A 22,288-nucleotide genomic window follows, 5' to 3' on the forward strand; every position below is an offset into this window, starting at 1 on the left:
ATTAGATACTATTTTTGATTGTTAGTTAAAATCTGTTAATATTATTGATGTTTATTCAAAAGAAAATCCTGTATTGCTACAGGATTAATAAATTTTAGTTTCCGGGGGGTTGAAAGGTGAGTTGGAAAATTTTTTTATCAGGGTGTTCAAAAACTCCTTTGATTATTCCCACATATTATCCCTCATAAGAAGTTTCGTGTACTTTTACAGCCCTTCCGCTTGGATCGTTCATTTTCTTAAAAGCTTCATCCCATTCCAGTGCAATAGGAGTGGAACATGCCACAGATGGTACAGACGGAACTGTTGCTGCCGCCGTTTCACTTGGGAAATGTTCTTCAAAGATCGTTCTGTATCTGTATTCTTCTTTATTCTGAGGAGTGTTCAATGGAAATCTGAATTTTGCATTCGCCATCATTTCGTCCGTAACCTCTTTCTCTGCCACTTCACGCAAGGTATCAATCCATGAATAGCCTACGCCATCGGAGAATTGCTCCTTTTGTCTCCAGACAATAGATTCCGGTAGGATATCTTCAAAAGCTTTTCTTAAAATCCATTTTTCTATTTTGCCATCAGCGGTATCAATCATTTTATCTTTAGGGTTAATATTCATAGCAATGTCCATGAATTCTTTGTCAAGAAAGGGAACACGTCCTTCAATTCCCCAGCTCATCAATGCTTTGTTGGCTCTTAAACAATCATAAAGGTGAAGTTTTCCTAATTTTCTTACTGTTTCATCGTGAAACTCTTTGGCATTCGGAGCTTTATGGAAATATAGATATCCACCGAAAAGTTCATCAGAACCTTCACCTGATAGTACCATTTTAATCCCCATGGATTTGATTACTCTTGCTAAAAGATACATGGGAGTAGAAGCTCTTACGGTTGTTACGTCATAGGTTTCCAGATGATAAATTACATCGCGTATAGCATCTAGTCCTTCCTGAACGGTAAAATTAACTTCATGATGGACAGAGCCGATATGTTCTGCTGCTTTTTGTGCGGCTGCAAGATCAGGAGATCCTACTAATCCTACTGCGAAGCTATGCAGTCTCGGATACCATGCTTCCTGGGTATCTCCGCTTTCAATTCTTTGACGGGCAAATTTTGCAGTGATCGCTGAAATTACAGAAGAATCCAATCCTCCCGATAATAATACTCCATAAGGAACGTCACTCATAAGCTGTCTGTGAACTGCATCTTCTAATCCTTGTCTCAGTTTTTGTATATCGCTCTCATTATTCTTTACATGATCAAAATCGGTCCAGTCTCTTGTATACCATTGTTGTAGCTCCATACCATCTTTACTGTAAATAAGGTGTCCCGGTAAAAAGGTTTCAATGGTTTTACAAATTCCTTCCAGTGCTTTTAATTCTGAAGCTATATAGAAGTTGCCGTTTCTGTCCCATCCTTGATAAAGCGGGCAGATCCCCATATGATCCCGCGCGATGAGATAAATATCATTTTTGATATCATACAACGAAAATGCGAAAATACCATTAAGCTTTTCCAGAAAGTCTTTACCATACTTTTCGTAAAGTGCTAAAATAACTTCGCAATCGGATTGGGTTTGAAATTCATAGTTGGGAAATTCTTCCTTCAATTCTCTATGGTTATATATTTCTCCATTTACGGCTAAGACAATATTCCCATCTTTAGAAAATAAAGGCTGCTTTCCGGATGTAGGATCTACAATGGCTAATCTTTCGTGAGAAAACACCACTTTTTCGTTCTGAAAAACTCCACTCCAATCCGGACCTCTATGACGGATTTTTTTTGACATTTCCAAAACCTGAGGTCTTAATATTTCTGTTTTTTGTTTTGCGTCAAACAAACATACGATTCCACACATTTTTTATCATTTATTTAGGAGCAAAAATAGACTTGTAATTTAAAAAAGAAAACATTAATTAAATATAAGTTAATATTTTTAATTAAATAGTCTGTTTTAAAGAATTTAATTAATTAAATTGAATGATAAATATGATTTTGGTTAATATTTTTCTTACAGAAGAATACTATGCGTAGCTATACGAAATTAAAATGGGATATTTATTAATATATGGTAATTAATTATATGAATTTTTACTTTTACTTTGTGGCTCGAAATAATTTTTTTTCATCATTTGTGTTTTTACCTTCTTGTGATTAATATCACGAGAAGGTTTTGTTTTTTATTGAATTCCTAATAAAACCCCGGAAACATTCCATGAACTGAAACTTGTGCCCTCTGTAGGGCCTTGAGGAATTTTGATCTGGATACTGTGTTTTCCGGCCTTTAAATCTCCCAATGAAATAAATTCTGGATTCGTAATAGTCCCGGGACACCAGTTTGATCTGCTTAAATCTGATGAAGAGAGTCCATCCGGAAAATTTCCTGATGCAGGGTTATATAGACGGTATGAACCACAGTCTGTTCTCCATGGTGTAAAAGAGAAAATCATTTTTCCATCCACAAATATGGAATTGACTTTCGGAACGAACTCATCTCCGTTTTCCCATCCGCCATGTCCTGTCGTTATATAACGTAACTGCGCATTTTTCAGATCTTTTTTTTAGAGTGAATTCTACAAAAAGTCCTTTCTCGGCATTAAACATCGTGGAATAATCCTGTCCCGCCATTTCCATGATGTTGACGGTATTGAACAACGGAATTACAGTATTGTTTTTGTAAACAGTCTGATCACTTTTATGAATCGTGATTTCCAGATTTATTGTATGTCCGCCTTTATCATAGTTTCCTATAAAGGTTCCAATCCATAATTCTTTATCAGATAAAGAAGGCTTTAGTTCTGTAATATCCTGACGGTATGGACTGATTGTTTGCCAGTCTTTTCCTTTTAGCTGGATGTGGTTGAATTTTTGAATCCCAAATGCGGTAAAGAAGCGCATCATTTCAATGCTCGGATCATAATTATCTGTAGGGATAATGCCATAATATTGCTTTCCATTTCCGTTTTCGTATACCGGAAGTGTTTTAGCACCTTTTTCCAGGCCATCAAAAAAGGATTGCGATTTATTCTGAGGAATAAAGAAAACGGTTCCTGTTCTGTCATAAGCATCACCATTGGATTGCTGTTTTAATTCAATGAAAATATTTTCTCCTTCAGATATCTTTGGAAACTTTACCTTTTTTAAGATAATTGTTCCATTTGCAAATCTTTTTATCTTTTCGTCGGATTTGGATTCGTCCGAGAAGTTGATCGTTTCGTTTTCAAAAACTTTCAAAGTAGTAAAGCGGCTTTTCCAAAGCTGATCTTTGTAACCTAAAAGATCTGTAGAGGTAATGGATCCTTTAATGATATCCGCAATATTGGTTTTTTTTTACTTTTTTAATAGAAGTGGCAGTAATTAGAGAATTTTTATTTCTTTCAATTTCCAGAACCAATCCCAGGTTTTGTCCTAGCGCTGAAGGTCCGCCACTTATCTTTAAATCTCCTGTGTACCAGATTTCTATGGTGTTGGAGTTGATTTTAGTGACAGCCTTCCGGCAGGTGTAGCCGAGAATTTTTTTTTGTTTCATTGGTTAATTCAAAGGTCTGTTTGGCTACTGATTCTTTATCGGCAGTAGAAATAATCTCATCAGGCTTTAAAAACCCGTATGATATAATTGTATTTGAAGGTTTTTCAATTTTTGTAATTTCAAACGGATATTCGCTCTTTTGTTCCCTGATAGAGTTATTAAGGATAAAGTTTTCACTGCCGTTAACCCATATAAAAGTCGGTGACTGTTCTGTCTGTATTTTTCCGTTGTAAGAATTGGTATACTGTATTTCATAGGTTTGGGCCGATGAAACATAATACAGAAAAGCAAAGAAAGTAAATAAAAATCGTTTACACATGTGCGGGTGGTTTATCACAAATATACAATGTCTTACAAATGTCTACCTGTAAATTCTATGGCATTTCATGAATAGGTATTCCAAGGATACCGAAATGTTACGAATATTGAGAATTTTTTTTTTGATTAATGATGTATTGTAAAAAAACTACTCCAGAAAATGGAGTAGTTAGTATATTTATAATGTAAGGCTGGTTAGGCTAACCTTTCTATAAGAGCCATATAGAATCCGTCATATCCTTCGCTAGGCATTACTTTTTCGTCTTTAATAAGTTTGAAGTCCGGGTTGTTTTTAAGAAATTCCTTAACCTGTCCGGTGTTTTCAGAAGGCAAAATAGAGCATGTGGCATACACCATTTTTCCACCTTTTTTAAGGATTTTAGAATAATCCTGAAGGATTTGTTGTTGTTCCAGTTTGATTCTATCAATGAAATCCTGGTCGATTTTCCATTTACTGTCAGGATTTCTTTTTAAAACTCCTAAGCCTGAACAAGGAGCATCAATAAGAAGCCTGTCTGCTTTTTCGTGAAGACGTTTGATCACTTTATTGTCCGCGATCATACGGGTTTCAATATTATGAGCGCCTGCTCTTTTGGCACGACGTTTTAGTTCTGCTAGTTTCCATTCAAAGATATCCAAAGCGATGATCTGTCCTTTATTTTGCATTAGTGCTGCGAGGTGGAGTGTTTTTCCTCCTGCTCCTGCACATGCATCAACTACTCTTTGTCCTTCTTTTACATCAAGGAAATATCCTATTTTTTGTGAGGAAGCATCCTGAACTTCAAATAATCCTTCTTTAAAGGCTGTTGTTAAAAAAACATTCTTTTTTTTCTTCCAGCTGTACAGCGTCCTGATAATTTCTCACGGTAAAAGAGGCGATACCTTCATCAGATAGATCGGAGATCAGTTCTCTGGGCGTTGTTTTAAGAGAATTTGCTCTCAAAACAGTAGGAGCCTGCTCATTTAAAGCTCTCATTTCCTTTTCCCAGCCAGCGCCTAATTCTTTTTCAAGGGTTTCAGCCAGCCATTCAGGAATAGAGTGTTCAATAGCTTTTGTAGGAACAGTATCTTTTTTTTAGCTTTGTAATGATATCAGCGATTTTTATCCCGTCGAACTCCTCAAACTTTTTATAGTTTGTTTTGCTCCAAAGCAAATAAGCAAGAATGAGTTTGTATATGTTATTCGGTTTTACACCTTCTCCCATATAATATTCCAAACGCTTTTTCCAGCGGATGATATTGTAAAAAATTTCAGAAACAACGGCTCTGTCCTGACTTCCCCATTTTCTGTGAGCCTTTAAAAGTCTTTCAATAACTTTATCAGCGTATTTGTTTTTTTCAAAAAATGTCTCCTGTAGGGCATCGTGAATTCCGATTGCCAGGTTTCTGTGAATAAGTTCCATAATTGCTTCTGCTGTTTTCAATCTGCAAAAGTACAAATTATAGTTGAGATTTGAGATTGATGTAGGAGATGGGAAACAGGAGGTACGATAGATGCTGATAGTTAATACATAAATAGATAAATAGGGTGGGTGACTTTTCTCCCGATACCTGATTTTGTCTCTACACCTTTCTGTTGACTTGATCCTTTAAAAAACTCTACCTTTGCAAAAAATTAAAATATGAGTGATATTGTTCTTTGTCCGAAGTGTGGTTCCGAATTTACTTATCCTAGTGACAACATGACGGTTTGTTCCCAGTGTTTTTATGAATGGAATGCTGATGAGGCAGCTGCGGAAACAGCCAATGAAGGTAAAATACTTGATTCCAATGGAAATGAGTTACATGATGGTGATTCTGTAGTGGTTATCAAGGACCTGCCGGTAAAAGGAGCTCCAAAACCTGTAAAAGCGGGAACAAAGGTGAAAAATATCCGCCTGAGACCTGATAGTGACCATAATATCGATTGTAAAATTGATGGCTTTGGTTCGATGGCTTTGAAATCAGAGTTCGTGAAGAAAGCATAAAACCTGATAATATATTCATTAATGCGTCTTAAGGGACGCATTTTTGATATATAAGAAGTTATAAGAAACAAAAAAAGGAAAAGATTGGACAGTGTAATCTTTCAAAGACTAGATTGCAGGATTCTGCTAATGTTCGTCCAGGAGGCAGAAAGAGAATTAACCAAAAGTTTCCTTATGCTATAGAATTACAAATGTAATAAAAAGTTTTAAAAATGAATTTCCGGAATCCGGACTTTTATCCACAAACTAACAATGAGCATATTAAGGATATGTTAATTTTTTTTTGAAAAATCACCGAATCCCAAATTTACCTTTTATACTTTATATGTATAATAATTTTGTTTTTTCCGCCATTTAGCAGTTCGGCTTTATGCAAAGACAATTTTTACGGGGCCTTCAATTTTGCTGTTGGTATATAAAACGAGATCCTTTTCCTTTGCTCTTACTTTATTCCAATAATGGTTACCGGCAAACCTGCTTTCCAGAACTTCTGCATCCATACCGTTTTCCGAAACTTTAATTTCATGCGGGTAATAGGAAAATTTGGAGATCCCAAAATTCTTCATTTCATGATCGGTGAAAATATTTACTTCCCCAAAAAGTTTAGCAACATAAGGATTGTAAGGTTCTTTGTAAGTTTCTTCCGGATGGGTGTTTTGGATCAGTCTTCCACTTTGAAGAACAACGATCTGGTCTACCCAAGGTATAATATCCTGAAGTTCATGAGTTGAGATGATTAAGGAAATGTTATGTTGCTTTACATACCTGAAAAGCCTTTCCCGAAGTTCTATTTTTCTTGGAAAATCAATATTACTAAAAGGTTCGTCCAGGATCAGGAGCTTAGGCAATATAGACAAAGCACGCGCAATAGCAACTCTTTGCTGCTGTCCGCCACTTAAATTTTTTGGGAAAACATCAGCATATTCCTGCAGGCCTACTACTTCAAGAAGTTCATGAACGGTTTCTCTTTTTTTTTGATAGATTGATATTTGAAATAAACTTACCCACATTGTCTGCAACGGTGGAATAAGGCATCAGGTCAAAATTCTGTGCAACAAATTTCATTTGAGGTTCTCCGGGAACAAGATTGCCTTTCGGGCCCATAAGTGGAGTGCCGTCAAAAATAATTTCACCGCCTTCCCAGTCTAAAAGTCCATAAATTAAATTTAATAATGTAGATTTTCCACAGCCGCTTTCACCGGCCAGGGCAATGATTTTCCCTTCCTCAAATCGTATATTGAGGTTTTGAAAAAGAGGCTGGTCTTTACGATGTGAAAAATAAAGATTGTTTATCTCTAATAGCATATTACAAATGTAGTATTTTTAAAAAAGAATTATTTTTTTTATTATCTTAGCGAACGTAATAAAAAAATATCAAAAATGAGAAAAAAAACTGTTTTATTTCGTTATCCCTGCCGTTTTTGCTACAGCTGTTGTTGTTTCTTGTAAAAAAGACAAACCGCTTACAAGTGAAAGTAATGATGTTACGACAACAAAAGAAGGTGCTCAATATGCATTGGATACTTTAAATAGTAAAATAGAGTGGAAGGGGTATAAAGTCTTCAAATCTGAAAGTACAAGCCATTTCGGAACAATTAAGTTTGAAAGTGGTGATCTTACAGTGAAAGACGGAAAATTAGAAAGTGGAAAGTTCGTTGCTGATATGAATTCATTAACATCTGTGGATTTAAAAGATGACGCAGAGCAATTAGGAAAACTGAACGGGCATTTGAAAAGCGGGGATTTCTTTGAAGTTGAAAAATTTCCAACTGCTTCTTATGAAATTACTAAAGTTACACCGGCAGCTGAAGGTGATTATAATACTCTATTGGATGGTAATTTAACGATTAAAGGAATTACCAAGCCGCTTCAGCTTAAAGCTAATGTGTCTGTAAAAGAAGGTGAAGTAACCGTAGCTACTGAACCTAAAGATATTAAAAGAGAAGAGTTTGGTGTGAAATTCCAGGCTCCTGCTGAAAACGGAGTGATTAAAGATGAGGTAACTCTTCAGATCAACGTTAAAGCTTTAGAAAAGAAATAATTTTTTTATTTAAGTGAAATAAGTGATTGAAGTCTGCCTCTGAATAAGGGGCAGATTTTTTATGATAAAATAAGAAAGTTTTTAAACTGAAAAATCGTATTTTTGCAAAACATTTTGAAAGGGTAAAATAATGATAGAAAAGATAGAAGAACTACTCGTTGAGGTAAATAACTTCAATACTACATCTAAAGAGGAGATCGAAAATTTCCGAATCAAGTATAATGGTAAGAAAGGAGTTCTAAACGATTTTTACGAAACATTAAAGGAAGTTCCAAACGATCAGAAGAAAGAATTCGGACAGAAAGTGAATTCTTTAAAACAGGCTATTGCCATAAAATTAGAAGATCTGAAAAGCGCTTCTGAATCTTCCGTCGTAGTAGAGAAAGATGATCTTACAAAACCTGCTTTTCCCTTGGAGCTGGGATCGAGACATCCTATCAACCTGGTGAAGAACAGAATTATTGAGATCTTTAAATCTATTGGTTTTGCGGTAGCTGATGGACCTGAAATTGAAGACGACTGGCATAACTTTACGGCACTTAACCTTCCTGAATATCATCCGGCAAGAGATATGCAGGATACTTTCTTTATTGAGCAAAATCCTGATATTCTTTTGAGGACACATACTTCTTCAGTGCAGATTCGTTATATGGAGGAAAACCAACCCCCAATAAGAATTTTATCTCCGGGAAGGGTTTTCAGAAATGAAGCGGTATCTTCACGTTCTCATTGTATTTTCCATCAGATTGAAGGGTTATACATCGATGAAAATGTAAGCTTTGCGGATTTGAAGCAAACCATCCAGTTTTTTACTACTGAACTTTTTGGAAAGTCCAAAATCAGAATGAGACCTTCTTATTTCCCTTTCACTGAACCTAGTGCTGAAATCGATGTGTACTGGGGATTAAACTCTGAAACGGATTATAGAATTACTAAAGGAACAGGCTGGCTGGAAATTATGGGTTGCGGTATGGTGGATCCGGCTGTTTTAAAAAATGTAAATATTGACCCGGAAAAATATTCTGGATATGCTTTCGGAATGGGTATTGAGAGGATTGTAATGCTTCTTTATCAAATGAGCGATATCAGAATGTTCTTTGAAAACGATATCAGAACTTTAGAACAATTTAAAACACTATAGAAAAAGCCTCCGTTAGGAGGCTTTTTTATGTTTGTTAGTGGCTTTTTATTTAGAAAACCTTAAAGGGTATTTTACATTTTTAAAATCGTCGATACTTGCTTTTAAAGAACCGACAGCTAATTCAGCTTTAAGTAACATAGGAACGTGATTAGCATCATTAGAAACCCACATGGTTACTCCCTCTTTATCTTTAAATACTCTTCCGCTCATTACTGACGGAACGATTTTTAAACAATTGATGACTCCGAACTTTGTCTTTAAATTTTCGGTACCTACAACCCTTAAACGAAAAGGAAACATTTCATCATCAATCCAAACATTCATATTAATTACCGTACCCACTTTAAGCTCCGTCTGGCTTTGGCTTCTGAGATAATAAAAACAGGAAAGCATATCCTGTATTCCTTTTACAGACTTGATTACTTTGGAGCCGTTAGCCGGTGTTTTTTTTATCCGTCAGGATCAGTGTATTGTTGTCATGGTTGAACACAGTTTCAAAATGTTGGCGATAGCTTCCTTCTTTTACATTTCGAACGTAGAAACTGGGAAGTCCCGTCTGTGTATCAATGAAACTCTCATAAAGATCATCCACTTTAAAAAAAGCTTTTACAGCACCGGAGGTTTGTCCCGTTCCTTTTACATAGAGGTGGGGAGCTCCTTTGTAAGTTGTTTTTTGAGTTGTAAGCGTTGCATTTCCGGCAGTTAGTATTCCGTAATGAATCCTGAAAGTAATAGATTCGCCATCTGCTATATTATCAATCTGGCCAAAACCGAGAAAGAATACGAATAATGCAATGATATTGAGAATTTTCTTCATAATATGGTTTTTACAAAAACGCTGCCAAAATTAAAATTTTTCTATTTTACCCGTTATTTGATAAATCTCAGGTTTTTATTTAGACTCAATTAAATCAGCTTCGCGTTAAAATTAGTAAATTTGCAGTTATATGTAAAATTAAATTTTATTATGATTACTACCGACATATTGATTATAGGAGCCGGACCAACTGGACTTTTCGCAGTGTTTGAAGCAGGTTTGCTTAAAATGAAATGCCATATTATAGATGCACTTCCACAACCGGGAGGTCAGCTTGCCGAGCTTTATCCTAAAAAGCCTATTTTCGATATTCCGGGGTATCCTTCGGTAAATGCCGGTGATCTGGTAGATAATTTAATGGAGCAGATCAAGCAGTTTCAACCTGGGTTTACTTTAGGCGAAACGGCGGTTACGCTTACAAAAGTAGATGAGGAATGGTTTGAGGTTGTTACGAATAAAGGAACGGTTCACAGAGCGAAAGCGGTTGCTATTGCCGGTGGATTAGGAACTTTTGAGCCAAGGAAGCCTACCATCGAAAATATTGCAGATTACGAAGAAAAAGGTGTTGAATATTTTGTTAAAGAGCCTGAACACTTCAGAAATAAAAAAGTGGTTATTGCAGGAGGTGGAGATTCAGCATTGGATTGGAGCATTTTCTTATCTAATGTTGCCAGTGAAGTGACTTTGATCCATAGAAGAAATGAATTCAGGGGAGCGTTGGATTCCGTAGAAAAAGTTCAGGATTTAAAGAACCAGGGAAAAATAAAATTAATTACCCCTGCCGAGGTTACTGCAATAAAAGGAGAAGGAAAAGTTTCAGCGATCACCGTTCAGGTAGATGGTGAAGAAGCTCATGATATTGAAACGGATTATTTTATTCCTTTATTCGGTTTAACTCCAAAGTTAGGAGATATTGCTAACTGGGGGCTGAATATTGAAAAGAATGCCATCGTTGTAAACAATGCGCTGGATTATCAGACAAATATTGACGGAGTTTACGCTATTGGTGATATTAATACATATCCGGGTAAATTAAAATTGATCTTATGTGGTTTCCATGAAGCAACATTAATGTGTCAAAGTGTTTATAACAGATTGAACCCTGGGAAAAAATATGTTCTTAAATATACTACTGTGAGTGGAGTAGACGGGTTTGACGGAAGCCGTAAAGAAGCAGAAAAAGCAGTTGTGAAAAAAATTGACTAATTTTGCAAAATTATGTCAGATATCAATATAAAAATTACCGATAGGGAAGGTGTAACGCACGATGTTATTGCACCAACGGATATGTCTATGAATTTAATGGAAGTTATCCGTTCTTATGAATTAGCAGAAGAAGGAACAATCGGTGTTTGTGGAGGAATGGCTATGTGTGCTTCCTGCCAGGTGTATGTGATCAATGATCCGGGTTTAACTGAAATGGGAGATGAAGAAGATGCTATGTTAGCTGAAGCTTTCCATGTGAAGGAAAACAGCAGATTAGGATGTCAGCTGCACATCGTGGAAGACATGGAAGGGCTGGAAGTAGAGATTGCTCCTTATCCTTAGAAAATTTTTAACTTAAAAATATAAAAGTCCTGAAATTTTTTTTCAGGACTTTTTTTATGTATTGGAAAATTTAGAATTCCCGGATAGCATACGTATACTGTATCTTTGAATTGTATTTTCCTGCTGATGAAATCATGTGGAACCTATGGACTCCACATGACTGATTATTACTTTGAATAATTATTTCTGAGGAATATTCGCTAAAATTTCTTTCAGGAAACTCCAGAATTTTTGTGTTGAAGGGATATTGGCCTTTTCATCAGGAGAGTGGGCTCCTCTGATGGTAGGTCCAAAGCTTACCATTTCCATTTCCGGATAGTTAGCACCGATGATCCCACATTCCAGACCTGCATGGCAAGCTACTACATGAGGCTTTTCAGTGAATTTTTCGGTATAGATCTTTTCCATGAGCTGAACGATTTCAGATCCGGGTTTTGGTTTCCATCCGGGATAAGAGCCACTGAATTCTACCTGCATTCCTGCCAGTTCAGAAACTGATTTTAACTGTTCTGCCACAGCATATTTAGTTGAGTCAACTGAAGATCTCGACAGGTTTAATATTTTTAAATTTCCACCTTTAAGTTCTACTCTCGCCACATTGTTGGACGTTTCTACAAGATCTTTTACATCAGGACTCATTCTGTAAACACCATTGTGAAGAGATTTTAGGACTAAAATGACCTTTTTAGAATCTTCTTCAGACAAGGCTTTATCAGAGCTTGTTGAATTTTCTATATTGATCTGAAGACCTGGCTCAACAGTCGCAAATTCTTCTAAAATTTCTTTTTTAAGACCATTGGTTAGCTCGTCAATAAACTCATTGGCGTTTCTTACAGAGATAATAGCTACTGCTTCTCTTGGGATCGCGTTCCTTAAACCACCACCATCGATTGAAATCAATTGTACATTTTCTTTTGCTAAACCGCTGTAAAGCAATCTTCCCAAAATAATATTGGAATTCCCGAAACCTTTATGGATATCCATTCCCGAGTGACCTCCCTGTAGTCCTTTGATTTCAATTCTTACAATCTGTCCTTTCGCTGCTTCAAGCTCATAGTTTTGAGTGATAGTAACATCTATTCCTCCTGCACAGCCGATATCAATCTCATCATCTTCCTCGGTGTCAAGATTCAATAGGATCTGTCCGGTAAGCTGTCCTGGCTTTAACCCAAGAGCTCCGGTCATTCCTGTTTCTTCATCAATGGTAAAAAGTGCTTCTAAATCCGGATGCGGAATGTCTGAACTTTCTAAAATAGACATGATCGTAGCTACACCTAAACCATTATCTGCTCCTAATGTAGTTCCTTTTGCTCTTACCCAGTCTCCGTCAACTTCCATTTTGATGCCTTCTGTATCAAAATCAAAATTAACATCACTGTTTTTCTGACAAACCATATCCAAATGTGATTGTAATACAATCGATTTACGGTTTTCCATTCCTGCTGTTGCAGGTTTTTTAATAATAACATTTCCTACTTCATCTACTGTTGTGGGTAATCCCAGACTTTCACCAAATCCTTTAATAAATGCGATTACTTTTTCTTCTTTTTTTGAAGGTCTTGGAACAGCATTTAATTTGGAGAAATTCTTCCAGATAATCTGCGGTTCTATATTGGATAATTCCATAAAATTTATTTTTATCAAAATTACGAATAAAAAATGCTCCCGTAAATTCGGGAGCAGTCTTTTTTATTTTGGAGAGGAAAATTTTTGAAAAGCGGAATTACAGAATGATTAGCATCCACATTCTCCATAAATAGGCAATGTGATGACAGTTCCGTCAGGTTTTTCAATGGTTATGGTCCCTTCAAATAATAGAGCTTCTTCCCCTTTGATTTTTTTACCTTTTACGGATATTTTATAATCGTCATTTTCTATTTCTTTGGTTAAAAGTTCATCAGCTTCCATATCGCTGGATGAGATCAGGTTCATGGCTAATCTTTTTCCGTCCAGTTTCATGTAAGCTGTTTTTCCTGCATCATCAGCATAGATGTACTTTTCCGCTTCGAAATCAGCTTTGCTTTTTGCAAAGTAACATGAGCATTCTTTAATCTCCTTCGGGAAGGCTATCGTTTCAACCAGGATTTTTCCTGAACTCTCCACTTTTGCAGAATCCTGAACAATATTCAGTGAATCTTTGGGAGTGGTTGTTAAAACGTTTGGTTGTTCTTTTTTACAAGCTACTACCAAGAGTGCTGAAAAGATAACGATAAGGTATTTCATTGTTTGTGGTTTTAATGCATTTATCCTCTGGCTCTTTCAAGCAGAACCATCATTAATAAAGAAAGTATAACCAGACTTTCGTCCTCATCATCGATATCGATCATTCTGTCTAGCTGGAATCTTCTGCCAAAAAATGAAGGCATCTTTTTTAATTTAAAATATTCTTTTCCATCCACACCTCTTACCGTGTAAGCAGGATTTAAGAAATATCCGGTAAACATACCGATGATCGGAATTTCACTTACCATCCCATCGAAGAATTTTGTCCATGCATTATCTTCCGTTACTGTAAATTTAGGCTGATCATTTGCGTCCAGGATATTATAAGTTGACTTCCAGAGTGAACGCATTCCTTTTCTTGCCAGCCTTCCGAAGTTTTTTTTTATCAACAAGATCATTTAAAGAGTAGGATGCATTAAAATCGATCCACTTATTGGCCTGTATCCTGAAAAGCTCCTTAGATTTGCTTTCATCATTAAAGACAATAACATCTTCCTTTAGCTTAAACATTTTTTGGCGAACATACGCCACATAGTTCCCGTTTCTGTCTGTAATGTTAAAATCACTGGCTAATGTTGTGATTTTGAATTTGAAATCCAGAGGATAATTAAGGTTGTTAAGAATCATTTAGTTTATTTTTTTCATATATTTTCCAAAGATATATCTTTTATTGGAGAAGAAGATGATTTATGCTTGAGAAAGCCCTATAGACTCATCTTTTTATATTATTTTTGTAAGTAATTATGGATTATCCAAGTAAAGTTTTGGCAAAAGCTGTGGATGAGATTTCAGGACTTCCCGGAATTGGCAGGAAAACAGCTTTGCGTCTGGCGCTTCATTTATTAAAACAGCCCAATTCCAGGGCAGTTGGTCTCGGCAATTCTCTTATCAGTTTAGTTAATGATATAAAATACTGCAAGGAATGTCATAATTTTTCGGATTTTGATGTTTGCGAAATCTGCAGCAGTTCCAAAAGAAGTGATGAGGTGATTTGTATAGTAGAGGATGTACGCGATGTTATTGCTATTGAAAATACAGGAAAATACACAGGAAAATATCTGATCCTGGGAGGTAAGATTTCTCCTATGGAAGGGATCGGTCCGAATCAGCTTAATATTCCAAGCATTGAAAGGAAATTGAATACAGGGCTGGTCAAAGAATTTATTTTTGCTTTGAGCGCAACCATGGAAGGTGACACCACAGCGTATTATATTTATAAGAAATTTAAAAATTTCAATGTAAGTTTTTCAAGCATTGCCAGAGGAATTTCAGTAGGGGATGAACTTGAATATGCGGATGAGATTTCTTTGGGCAGGTCCATTATCAACAGGCTTCCTTATAACGAAAAGGATTAAAAATGAATACCAGGCTCTCAATAATAATTGTTAATTATAACGTTACCCAGTTACTTCGGAATTGCCTTTTATCCATTAAAAAATATGTAAAAGAAGTTCCCTATGAAGTCATCATTATTGACAATGCTTCTACAGACACCTCATGGCGAAATCTGATAGAAGAATTTCCGGGTTTTCATTTTATCGCTTCCGAAAGTAATGATGGTTTTTCAAAAGCCAATAATACAGCTATAAAAAGGGCAGTGGGAGATTATGTTCTGATCCTCAATCCTGACACCGAACTTGAAGGCTGTTATATGGATGAGATTTTAGATTTTGCAGATACTCAGCCTGACTTTGGGTGTCTGGGAGTGAGAATGCATGATGCAAAAGGCGCATTTTTACCGGAAAGCAAACGTTCAGTTCCGGATATGTTCAACTCCTTCGAAAAGTTATTTGTGAATTTTAAGAATAACAATTCAAAATCCTATTATCGGAATGACATTGATGAAAATGCAATTGATAAGGTGGAAGTGATCACCGGTGCATTTTTTCTTGTTAAGAGAGAGGTTTATGAAAGAGTAGGCGGCCTGGATGAAGCTTATTTCATGTATGGTGAAGATATCGATTTATGTTATACCTTACTTAGGAATGGCTTTACGAATTACTATTATGGTAAAGCTTCAATATTGCACTATAAAGGAGAAAGTACGGTAAAAGATGAGCTCTATCTCGAGCGCTTTTATGGGGCTATGGAGATTTTTATCAGTAAATATTACAAGGAATCGAAGCCTTTGCAGTATTCATTTTTAAAAGCAGGCTTAAGGCTCCGGCACAAAATAGAAAAGATCAAATTAAAATAAAAAGCAACTCAATTGAGTTGCTTTTTTAATATGTAAAATAGTATTTGCTTATTTAGCAGGAGTAACAGGAGCCTGAGCTGGTGCTGTTGTTTGAGAAGCCGGAGCAGATTGTTTTGCAGGAGCTTCTTTTTTAACAGGTTGCTGAACCGTAGCCGTTTGTGATGGCTTTCCTGTGATCACAACACTGATAAGGATAAGAACAATGATTGTCGCTCCTAAGGTCCATGTTGCTTTTTCCATAAAGTCGTTGGTTCTTTGTACTCCGAATTGCGCAGATGATGCACCTCCGAAGGTACTGGAAAGGCCTCCTCCTTTAGGATTTTGAGCCATAACGATAATTACCAGTAAAACACTAGCAATCATAACAAGAACCATCAATAGTATAAATATAGAATCCATTAATTTGATATCTTTTTGAATGGGCAAATTTAATCTTTTTTTACCGAACAGCAAAATAAGATTTTAGTAAAAAGAAAAAACAGCAACAATTGTTGCTGTTTTTTCTTTAAAAGAGATTATTCTTATTTAAAATCAGAATCCTTGGCCTGATTGATCTGATAAGATTTTACAGCCAGGTTTATATCCATTCCGCCCATATTCTGAATAATGGTATGAGGTAATTTTACGCCGGATACATCTTTATAATCAGCATAGCTTGTAGGGGTAGAACCCTGCTCTCCACTTTTTACTTCTCCTGTTTTCAGACCGGTTTTTACGCTATAATAGTATGTGTCTTTTGCGCCTTTCACTACGTAGGAATCTTCGTTGTTATATTTTTCAATTCCTGCTAATTTATATTCAGTAGATTTTGCGAAATTAATTTCCGGGAATAGTTCTTTCTCATCAGACATTTCTGCTTTCTGCTTGTCGCTTAGAGGAACCTTTTTCCCTTGAACTTCCATATAGCCATCTTTTCCGTCGAATACAATTTTTTGTACGGTATTTCCCATCATGCTGATGTTCATAGCCATTTTGCCTTCTTTGGCCTGAATCATTTTCATGTTCATTTCCATGCCCTGTACTTTTGTAGTGGCTTCACTGGAAATAGAATTGATCTTCTGAACAGCAGCAAGACCTCCGATTGCATTAATGTATTTATCCGCTACAGATCCGATCGTAACACCGGCATCCACTTTTTGTGCAGCCGGTTTTGCTACAGGATTAGCTTCCTTATCAAAATATTTTACCGGGTAGCCTAATTTTTCCAGACCTTCAGAAATATCAGAAGCTTTACCTGCGATGAAAATTCTGCTTTGATTAGGAAGTATTGTCGCTTTAACGGCACTTGTAACGTCTGCAGCGGTTACTTTATCAATGGACTTCAGATAATTGGTATAGAAATCTGAAGGAAGATCCTGTACTTTTTGATTTAATGCAAATCTTGCAATGGTTTCAGGTTTCTCCAAAGACATAATGAAGTTTCCTTTCAGCTTTGCTTTAGCATTTTCAAGCTCTTCCGGTTTTACGGTAGAAATAGCATTCAATTCATTCATGAATTCTTTAACGGCTTTGTCTGTAACTTCGTTTCTTACACTTGCCTGTGCTGAAAAATTAGGAGAGTATTTGCTGGCAGACATGCTTGAATAAGCTCCGTAAGTAAATCCGTTTTTTTCACGAAGATTCATGAAAAGTCTAGCTTCACCACCTCCTCCAAGGATGTAATTGGCAATTGTTGCAGGGAAGTAGTTGGGATCTTTCATTTTCAGTGTATTCAGGTTGCCTACGGAAACAACCGATTGTACAGCTGAAGGAACATCAACAACATTGATCTCTGTTTTTGCAACATTTGAAGCAGGTTCTAATGCGGTAAAAGCAGTATTGGATTTTTTCCATCCGCTGAATGCTTTTTCGATCAAAGGTTTTACCTGATCATATTTAACATCTCCAACGATAACTAAATAAGCATTGTCCGGAGCGTAATATTTTTTGTAGATATTCTGAACATCGGCCAGCTGGATTTTATTGATGGACTCAACGGTCTCAAACTCTCCTCTGGATGTGTTTTTTCCATACTGTAAAGCATTGGAAACCCTTGCTGCTATAGAAGAAGCGTTTTTATCATCAGATTTTAAACTTTCAATAGCTCTTTCCTTAGAATTCTGGATTTCTTCAGCAGAAAATTTTGGATTAATAATAGCATCAGCCATTAATCCTAATACCTCAGGGAAATATTTTGAAAGAGAACTTGCGAAAGCTCCGGAAGATGAAAAGTTAAGGTTAGCTCCCAGAAAATCTACCTTTTTATTAAATTCATCTTTACCGATATTGGTTGTTCCGTTTTCGAACTGTTCTGCCATGATTTCGCTTACACCGGTCACATTTCCTTCATGGTAAGGAGGTCTGTCCATAGATAGATTGGCGCTTACTCGTGGTAACTTGTTGTTTTCTACAACCATCACCGTAAGGCCATTGCTTAGCTGGAAAGTTTTTGGCTTGGCAATGTTTATCGCTGGAGTAGGACCTGGCTTTGGCATTGCATTAAGATCTATTTTTTGTGCTGAAAGCATTCCGGTAAATAAAAATGCTACGGCTATATATGTTAATTGCTTTTTCATTTGTAAATAATTGTTTGTTATAATCACTTTTTAACCCAACTGATCTGGATTATTTTTTTTTCAGGTACGTAATTAATGATTATTCTTTGATTAGGATTCAGGTACTTTTTAGCAGCATTTTGAAGATCTTCTCTTGTGATGGATCTGTAAATGTCAATTTCTTTGTTGATTAAATTGGTGTTCCCCATCAATACGTGGTTTGTTGCTAATGAAGCAGCAATTCCCTGAATACTTGAATTCTGATTTACAAACTGGTTTTCAAACTGATTCTGAATTTTCTGATAATCTTCCTGAGAGATTAGAGTTGTTTGTAATTTTTTGATCTCAGCATCAATGTCAGACTGTAAAGTTTGCTTTGTAGTCTGTCCCATTGGGATTGCGAAAAATGCAAATATACTGTAGTCTTCAAGTCCCTGGTTGAAAGCCGCTACCTGAAGTGCTTTTTTGTCCTGATCTACTAATTTTTTATACAAAACAGATGATTTTCCGTTGCTTAAATAGGTTGAAAGCATATCCAGAACGTAGGCATCTTTCTCTTTATTGGCAGGTGTTCTGTAGGCAAAAACATAGGCCGGAAGCTGGATGTTAGGATCTGTAGCAGTAACTTCCTTCTCCTGAGTGATAGGAGCATCTTTCGGGAAATCTTTAGGATAGATTGTTCCTTTTGGAATTCCTCCGTAATATTCTTCAATCCATTTTTTAGTCTGTTCAGGCTTAATATCTCCTGCTACGACCAAAGTGGCATTGTTAGGTACATAATATTTTTTATAAAATGCCTGGAATTCTTCAAGTTTAGCAGAATTCAGGTCCTCCATTGATCCGATGGTTGGCCAGTTGTACGGGTGATTGGTGAAAAGATTTTTTTGGATGGTGGTAAAAAGATTCCCGTAAGGCTGGTTGTCCATTCTCAATCTTTTTTCCTCCTTTACAACCTCTCTCTGAGTATCTACTCCAACCTGGTTGATAACAGCGTGACGCATTCTTTCAGCTTCCATCCAAAGTCCCAGTTGTTCGTTGTTGGAAGGGAAAGTTTCATAGTAATATGTTCTGTCATTGGTTGTATTGGCATTGTTTTGCCCTCCGTTGGAAGAAACTATTTTAAACCAGTCACCTCTTTTGATATTAGGTGTTCCTTCAAATAAAAGATGTTCAAAGAAGTGAGCGAAACCGGTTCTTCCTTTTACTTCATCCTTGGCACCTACGTGGTACATTACTCCTGTTGTAACTACCGGTGCTGTATTGTCCTGATGAAGAATCACGTGTAAACCGTTTGGTAAATCATACTCTTCGAATTTGATTTGTTGTGCATTCAGCATCACTCCAAAGAAAGCTACAGCAGCAACAGAAAGAAGTCGTTTTTTCATAAAGTAGAAATTGTTTGTCAATAAGTCCTAAAAATACTTTAATTGTTACAATTATTATGTGAAATTTTTAACTGAATTATTGGTTTTGTTAAATATATCATACCTGCATTTCAAAAATTTGAATTCTCCTTTTAATACATTATTTTTGTATTCCCAAAATTTTTTGCAGCATGGACTATTTGAAAGGACTCAATGAATCACAATACGAAGCCGTTACTACTTTACAGGGACCTTTAATGGTACTTGCAGGAGCAGGTTCGGGGAAAACGCGTGTACTTACTATGCGTATCGCCCATCTGATTACAAACGGTGTCGATCCTTTCAATATTTTAGCCCTTACCTTTACCAATAAAGCAGCACGTGAAATGAAGGAGCGTATTGCAAAGGTAGTAGGCCCCGGTAATGCAAGAAGTTTGTGGATGGGAACTTTTCACTCGGTATTTGCAAGAATTTTGAGAAGTGAAGCTCATTATCTGGGATTTCCATCGAATTTTACAATTTATGATCAGCAGGATGCGTTGAATGTAATCCGGAAAGTGCTGAAAGACATGAATATAGATGCGGATCTTTATAAACCTAAAAAAGTCCAGGCAAGAATTTCAAACTATAAGAATAACCTGATCACGGTAAAAGCCTATTTCAACAACCCTGAATTGATGGAGGCTGATGAAAAAGCGAATATGAAGTTTATCGGTCAGATTTATCAGAAATATGTAGAAGCCTGTTTTAAAAACGGGGCGATGGACTTTGATGATTTGTTGTTAAAAACCAATGAACTGCTTACCCGGTTTCCTGAGGTTTTAGCCAAATATCAGGACAGATTCCGTTATATTCTGGTAGATGAGTACCAGGATACGAATCACTCTCAGTACCTGATTGTAAAGGCACTGGCTTCAAAGTTTGAAAATATATGTGTAGTGGGAGATGATGCTCAATCGATCTATTCATTCCGGGGAGCCAATATTTATAATATTTTAAATTTTAAGAAAGATTATCCTGATGCGGTGACGGTTTCTTTGGAACAAAACTACCGTTCAACACAAAATATCGTGAATGCCGCTAATGTGGTGATTGCAAAAAACCTTCAGCAGTTCAAGAAGAATGTATTCAGTGAGAATGAAGAAGGGGATAAAATAAAAATTTACCGTTCGCTTTCGGATGCGGATGAAGCCAACTTTGTGGCTGGAAATATATGGGAGCTTCATAACAGAGACCAGCGAAAATTTAGTGATTTTGCCATTTTATACAGGACGAACTCTCAGACCAGGGCTTTTGAAGATGCTCTGAGACGTAAGAATATCCCTTATAAAGTATATGGAGGTTTATCTTTCTATCAAAGGAAAGAGGTAAAGGACCTTATTGCTTACCTGCGTCTTCTTATCAATGAAAATGATTCGGAAGCATTGACAAGGATCATCAATTATCCTACGAGAGGGATCGGAGAAACAACGCAGAATAAACTGGTCGTTTTTGCAGATGCCCATAACGTGTCTGTAGCAAAGGTCCTGGATAATCTTCCGATGTATTCTCAACAGTTAGGATTCAATAATGGTATTCTCAACAAACTGAATGATTTCTGGTCAATGATCAAGGCTTTTCAGGTATTGCTGAAAACAGAAACAGCTTACAGTGTTGCCATGGAAGTTGCAAAACGAAGTGGTCTGATCAAATTTCTGAAAGATGACGGAACTCCCGAAGGGATTTCAAGGGTAGAAAACGTACAGGAGCTCATGAACTCTATGCAGGGTTTTATAGAAGAGCAGATGCAGCTGGAGGACGGAGATCCTAGTTTATCCAATTTCCTTGAAAATATTGCCCTTTCAGCAGATACGCAGGCAAAAGATGAAGAAGATGATATGGTTTCCCTGATGACCATTCACCTTTCCAAAGGACTTGAGTTTCCTGTTGTGCATCTTGTAGGAATGGAAGAAAATCTTTTCCCTAGTTTTATGAGTTCAGCAACAAGGGAAGATCTGGAAGAAGAAAGACGTTTGTTTTACGTAGCCTTGACAAGAGCCGAGAAGCAGGCATTTTTCTCTTATGCCATCTCCAGATTCCAATGGGGAAAAATTACGGATGCAGAACCATCAAGATTCTTAAGTGAAATTGACGAGGAGTATCTGGAATTCATCAATCCTGCAATGGAAAAACGTTTTATTAATCAAAGCGGGCTTAAATCTAATATTTTTGATGAACATCCTTCAGAAATACGTAGTTTTAAAAAGGTAGAGAAGAAAACCATTGAAAAGAATGAGAATTCAAAACCAATTGCTGAACCTCGTAAACTGAAACCCGTAAGTACGGCCAAAATCATTAACCCAAGCGGAGCCTCTTCTCAGGATATTGAAGTTGGGGATAAGGTGAGACATGATCGTTTTGGTGTCGGGGAAGTTACTTTTCTGGATGGAACAGACCCTCAGAATATCAAGGCTAAAGTGGTTTTCATGCATGAAGGAGAGAAAAATCTTATTCTGAAATACGCTAAACTAACTAAAATTTAAAAAACATAGACGTAAGCTATCAGAACTTTTTATAAATTATAAGTCTACTTATTTTGTAGACTTATAAATATGACATACATTTGCTCCTCAAAAAAA

General features: G+C 36.5%; 18 protein-coding genes and 4 pseudogenes. 8 read left to right on the forward strand and 14 right to left on the reverse strand.

Annotation, left to right across the window (positions count from 1 at the left end):
- Positions 1–175 precede the first annotated feature (175 nt).
- From asnB to ACJ5H0_RS18910, 6 genes and pseudogenes are all read right to left on the reverse strand, one after another.
- Positions 176–1,849, reverse strand: coding sequence for an asparagine synthase B (gene asnB / locus ACJ5H0_RS18885; RefSeq protein WP_411251401.1), 1,674 nt, complete (start codon positions 1,847–1,849; stop codon positions 176–178).
- 322 nt (positions 1,850–2,171) lie between these two features.
- Positions 2,172–2,543, reverse strand: coding sequence for a peptide-N-glycosidase F-related protein (locus tag ACJ5H0_RS18890; protein ID WP_411251613.1), 372 nt, complete (start codon positions 2,541–2,543; stop codon positions 2,172–2,174).
- A complete protein-coding gene (locus ACJ5H0_RS18895) occupies positions 2,482–3,225 on the reverse strand; it encodes a PNGase F N-terminal domain-containing protein (RefSeq protein WP_411251404.1) in 744 nt (247 codons plus the stop codon). The genes ACJ5H0_RS18890 and ACJ5H0_RS18895 overlap by 62 nt, the downstream gene beginning before the upstream one ends.
- 67 nt (positions 3,226–3,292) lie before the next feature.
- On the reverse strand, positions 3,293–3,520 hold the full coding sequence (locus ACJ5H0_RS18900; RefSeq protein ID WP_411251407.1) for a GLPGLI family protein: 228 nt from the start codon (positions 3,518–3,520) through the stop codon (positions 3,293–3,295).
- Positions 3,471–3,839 (reverse strand): hypothetical protein, encoded by a 369-nt coding sequence (locus tag ACJ5H0_RS18905; protein WP_411251410.1) that lies wholly within the window; start codon positions 3,837–3,839, stop codon positions 3,471–3,473. Before ACJ5H0_RS18905 ends, ACJ5H0_RS18900 begins: the two co-directional genes overlap by 50 nt.
- Before the next feature lie 194 nt (positions 3,840–4,033).
- Positions 4,034–5,241, reverse strand: a pseudogene (locus ACJ5H0_RS18910) (RsmB/NOP family class I SAM-dependent RNA methyltransferase).
- A 219-nt stretch (positions 5,242–5,460) separates the two neighbouring features.
- On the opposite strand from ACJ5H0_RS18910, the gene ACJ5H0_RS18915 reads away from it, so the two are divergent.
- The gene (locus tag ACJ5H0_RS18915; protein WP_273650805.1) at positions 5,461–5,805 is read left to right on the forward strand and encodes a zinc ribbon domain-containing protein YjdM; all 345 of its coding nucleotides are present in this window, start codon (positions 5,461–5,463) and stop codon (positions 5,803–5,805) included.
- 368 nt (positions 5,806–6,173) lie between these two features.
- Here ACJ5H0_RS18915 and ACJ5H0_RS18920 read toward each other — a convergent pair.
- Positions 6,174–7,110 (reverse strand): annotated as a pseudogene (locus tag ACJ5H0_RS18920) (sulfate/molybdate ABC transporter ATP-binding protein).
- Positions 7,111–7,198: 88 nt separating this feature from the next.
- Between ACJ5H0_RS18920 and ACJ5H0_RS18925 the strand changes: the two are divergent.
- Both ACJ5H0_RS18925 and pheS read left to right on the forward strand, forming a co-directional pair.
- A complete protein-coding gene (locus ACJ5H0_RS18925) occupies positions 7,199–7,846 on the forward strand; it encodes a YceI family protein (RefSeq protein WP_411251615.1) in 648 nt (215 codons plus the stop codon).
- Positions 7,847–7,976: 130 nt separating this feature from the next.
- A complete protein-coding gene (gene pheS, locus ACJ5H0_RS18930) occupies positions 7,977–8,987 on the forward strand; it encodes a phenylalanine--tRNA ligase subunit alpha (protein WP_172283962.1) in 1,011 nt (336 codons plus the stop codon).
- Between the two features lie 45 nt (positions 8,988–9,032).
- On the opposite strand, the pseudogene ACJ5H0_RS18935 reads toward pheS, so the two are convergent.
- Positions 9,033–9,804: pseudogene (locus tag ACJ5H0_RS18935) on the reverse strand (DUF3108 domain-containing protein).
- Between the two features lie 150 nt (positions 9,805–9,954).
- Between ACJ5H0_RS18935 and ACJ5H0_RS18940 the strand changes: the two are divergent.
- Together ACJ5H0_RS18940 and ACJ5H0_RS18945 are read left to right on the forward strand one after the other, a co-directional pair.
- Positions 9,955–11,010 (forward strand): NAD(P)/FAD-dependent oxidoreductase, encoded by a 1,056-nt coding sequence (locus ACJ5H0_RS18940; RefSeq protein ID WP_172283966.1) that lies wholly within the window; start codon positions 9,955–9,957, stop codon positions 11,008–11,010.
- A 12-nt stretch (positions 11,011–11,022) separates the two neighbouring features.
- Positions 11,023–11,352: a 2Fe-2S iron-sulfur cluster-binding family protein gene (locus ACJ5H0_RS18945; RefSeq protein WP_172283967.1), complete on the forward strand. Its 330-nt coding sequence runs from the start codon at positions 11,023–11,025 to the stop codon at positions 11,350–11,352.
- A 180-nt stretch (positions 11,353–11,532) separates the two neighbouring features.
- On the opposite strand, the gene ACJ5H0_RS18950 is transcribed toward ACJ5H0_RS18945, so the two are convergent.
- The 3 genes and pseudogenes from ACJ5H0_RS18950 to ACJ5H0_RS18960 all read right to left on the reverse strand — a co-directional run bounded on the left by ACJ5H0_RS18950 (position 11,533) and on the right by ACJ5H0_RS18960 (position 14,202).
- On the reverse strand, positions 11,533–12,978 hold the full coding sequence (locus tag ACJ5H0_RS18950) for an aminoacyl-histidine dipeptidase (protein ID WP_411251415.1): 1,446 nt from the start codon (positions 12,976–12,978) through the stop codon (positions 11,533–11,535).
- 108 nt (positions 12,979–13,086) lie between these two features.
- Positions 13,087–13,575 carry a hypothetical protein gene (locus ACJ5H0_RS18955; protein WP_411251418.1) on the reverse strand — a complete coding sequence of 163 codons (489 nt, stop codon included), beginning with the start codon at positions 13,573–13,575 and terminating at the stop codon, positions 13,087–13,089.
- 20 nt (positions 13,576–13,595) lie between these two features.
- Positions 13,596–14,202: pseudogene (locus tag ACJ5H0_RS18960) on the reverse strand (LURP-one-related/scramblase family protein).
- 116 nt (positions 14,203–14,318) lie between these two features.
- Here ACJ5H0_RS18960 and recR point away from each other — a divergent pair.
- Complete coding sequence (recR, locus tag ACJ5H0_RS18965) at positions 14,319–14,930, forward strand: recombination mediator RecR (protein WP_172283975.1); 612 nt, start codon at positions 14,319–14,321, stop codon at positions 14,928–14,930.
- Positions 14,931–14,932: 2 nt separating this feature from the next.
- Positions 14,933–15,772 carry a glycosyltransferase family 2 protein gene (locus ACJ5H0_RS18970; protein WP_411251421.1) on the forward strand — a complete coding sequence of 280 codons (840 nt, stop codon included), beginning with the start codon at positions 14,933–14,935 and terminating at the stop codon, positions 15,770–15,772.
- Between the two features lie 48 nt (positions 15,773–15,820).
- Here ACJ5H0_RS18970 and secG read toward each other — a convergent pair whose 3' ends face one another.
- The 3 genes from secG to ACJ5H0_RS18985 all read right to left on the reverse strand — a co-directional run bounded on the left by secG (position 15,821) and on the right by ACJ5H0_RS18985 (position 19,691).
- The gene (secG, locus tag ACJ5H0_RS18975) at positions 15,821–16,171 is read right to left on the reverse strand and encodes a preprotein translocase subunit SecG (protein WP_411251424.1); all 351 of its coding nucleotides are present in this window, start codon (positions 16,169–16,171) and stop codon (positions 15,821–15,823) included.
- A gap of 122 nt (positions 16,172–16,293) precedes the next feature.
- A complete protein-coding gene (locus tag ACJ5H0_RS18980) occupies positions 16,294–18,327 on the reverse strand; it encodes a M16 family metallopeptidase (RefSeq protein WP_345990451.1) in 2,034 nt (677 codons plus the stop codon).
- A gap of 23 nt (positions 18,328–18,350) precedes the next feature.
- On the reverse strand, positions 18,351–19,691 hold the full coding sequence (locus ACJ5H0_RS18985) for a M16 family metallopeptidase (protein WP_411251427.1): 1,341 nt from the start codon (positions 19,689–19,691) through the stop codon (positions 18,351–18,353).
- A 170-nt stretch (positions 19,692–19,861) separates the two neighbouring features.
- Between ACJ5H0_RS18985 and ACJ5H0_RS18990 the strand changes: the two genes are divergently transcribed.
- Positions 19,862–22,192 (forward strand): ATP-dependent helicase, encoded by a 2,331-nt coding sequence (locus ACJ5H0_RS18990; RefSeq protein WP_411251429.1) that lies wholly within the window; start codon positions 19,862–19,864, stop codon positions 22,190–22,192.
- Positions 22,193–22,288 lie beyond the last annotated feature (96 nt).

The sequence above is a fragment of the Chryseobacterium proteolyticum genome (assembly GCF_046591535.1).
Taxonomy (GTDB): domain Bacteria; phylum Bacteroidota; class Bacteroidia; order Flavobacteriales; family Weeksellaceae; genus Chryseobacterium; species Chryseobacterium proteolyticum.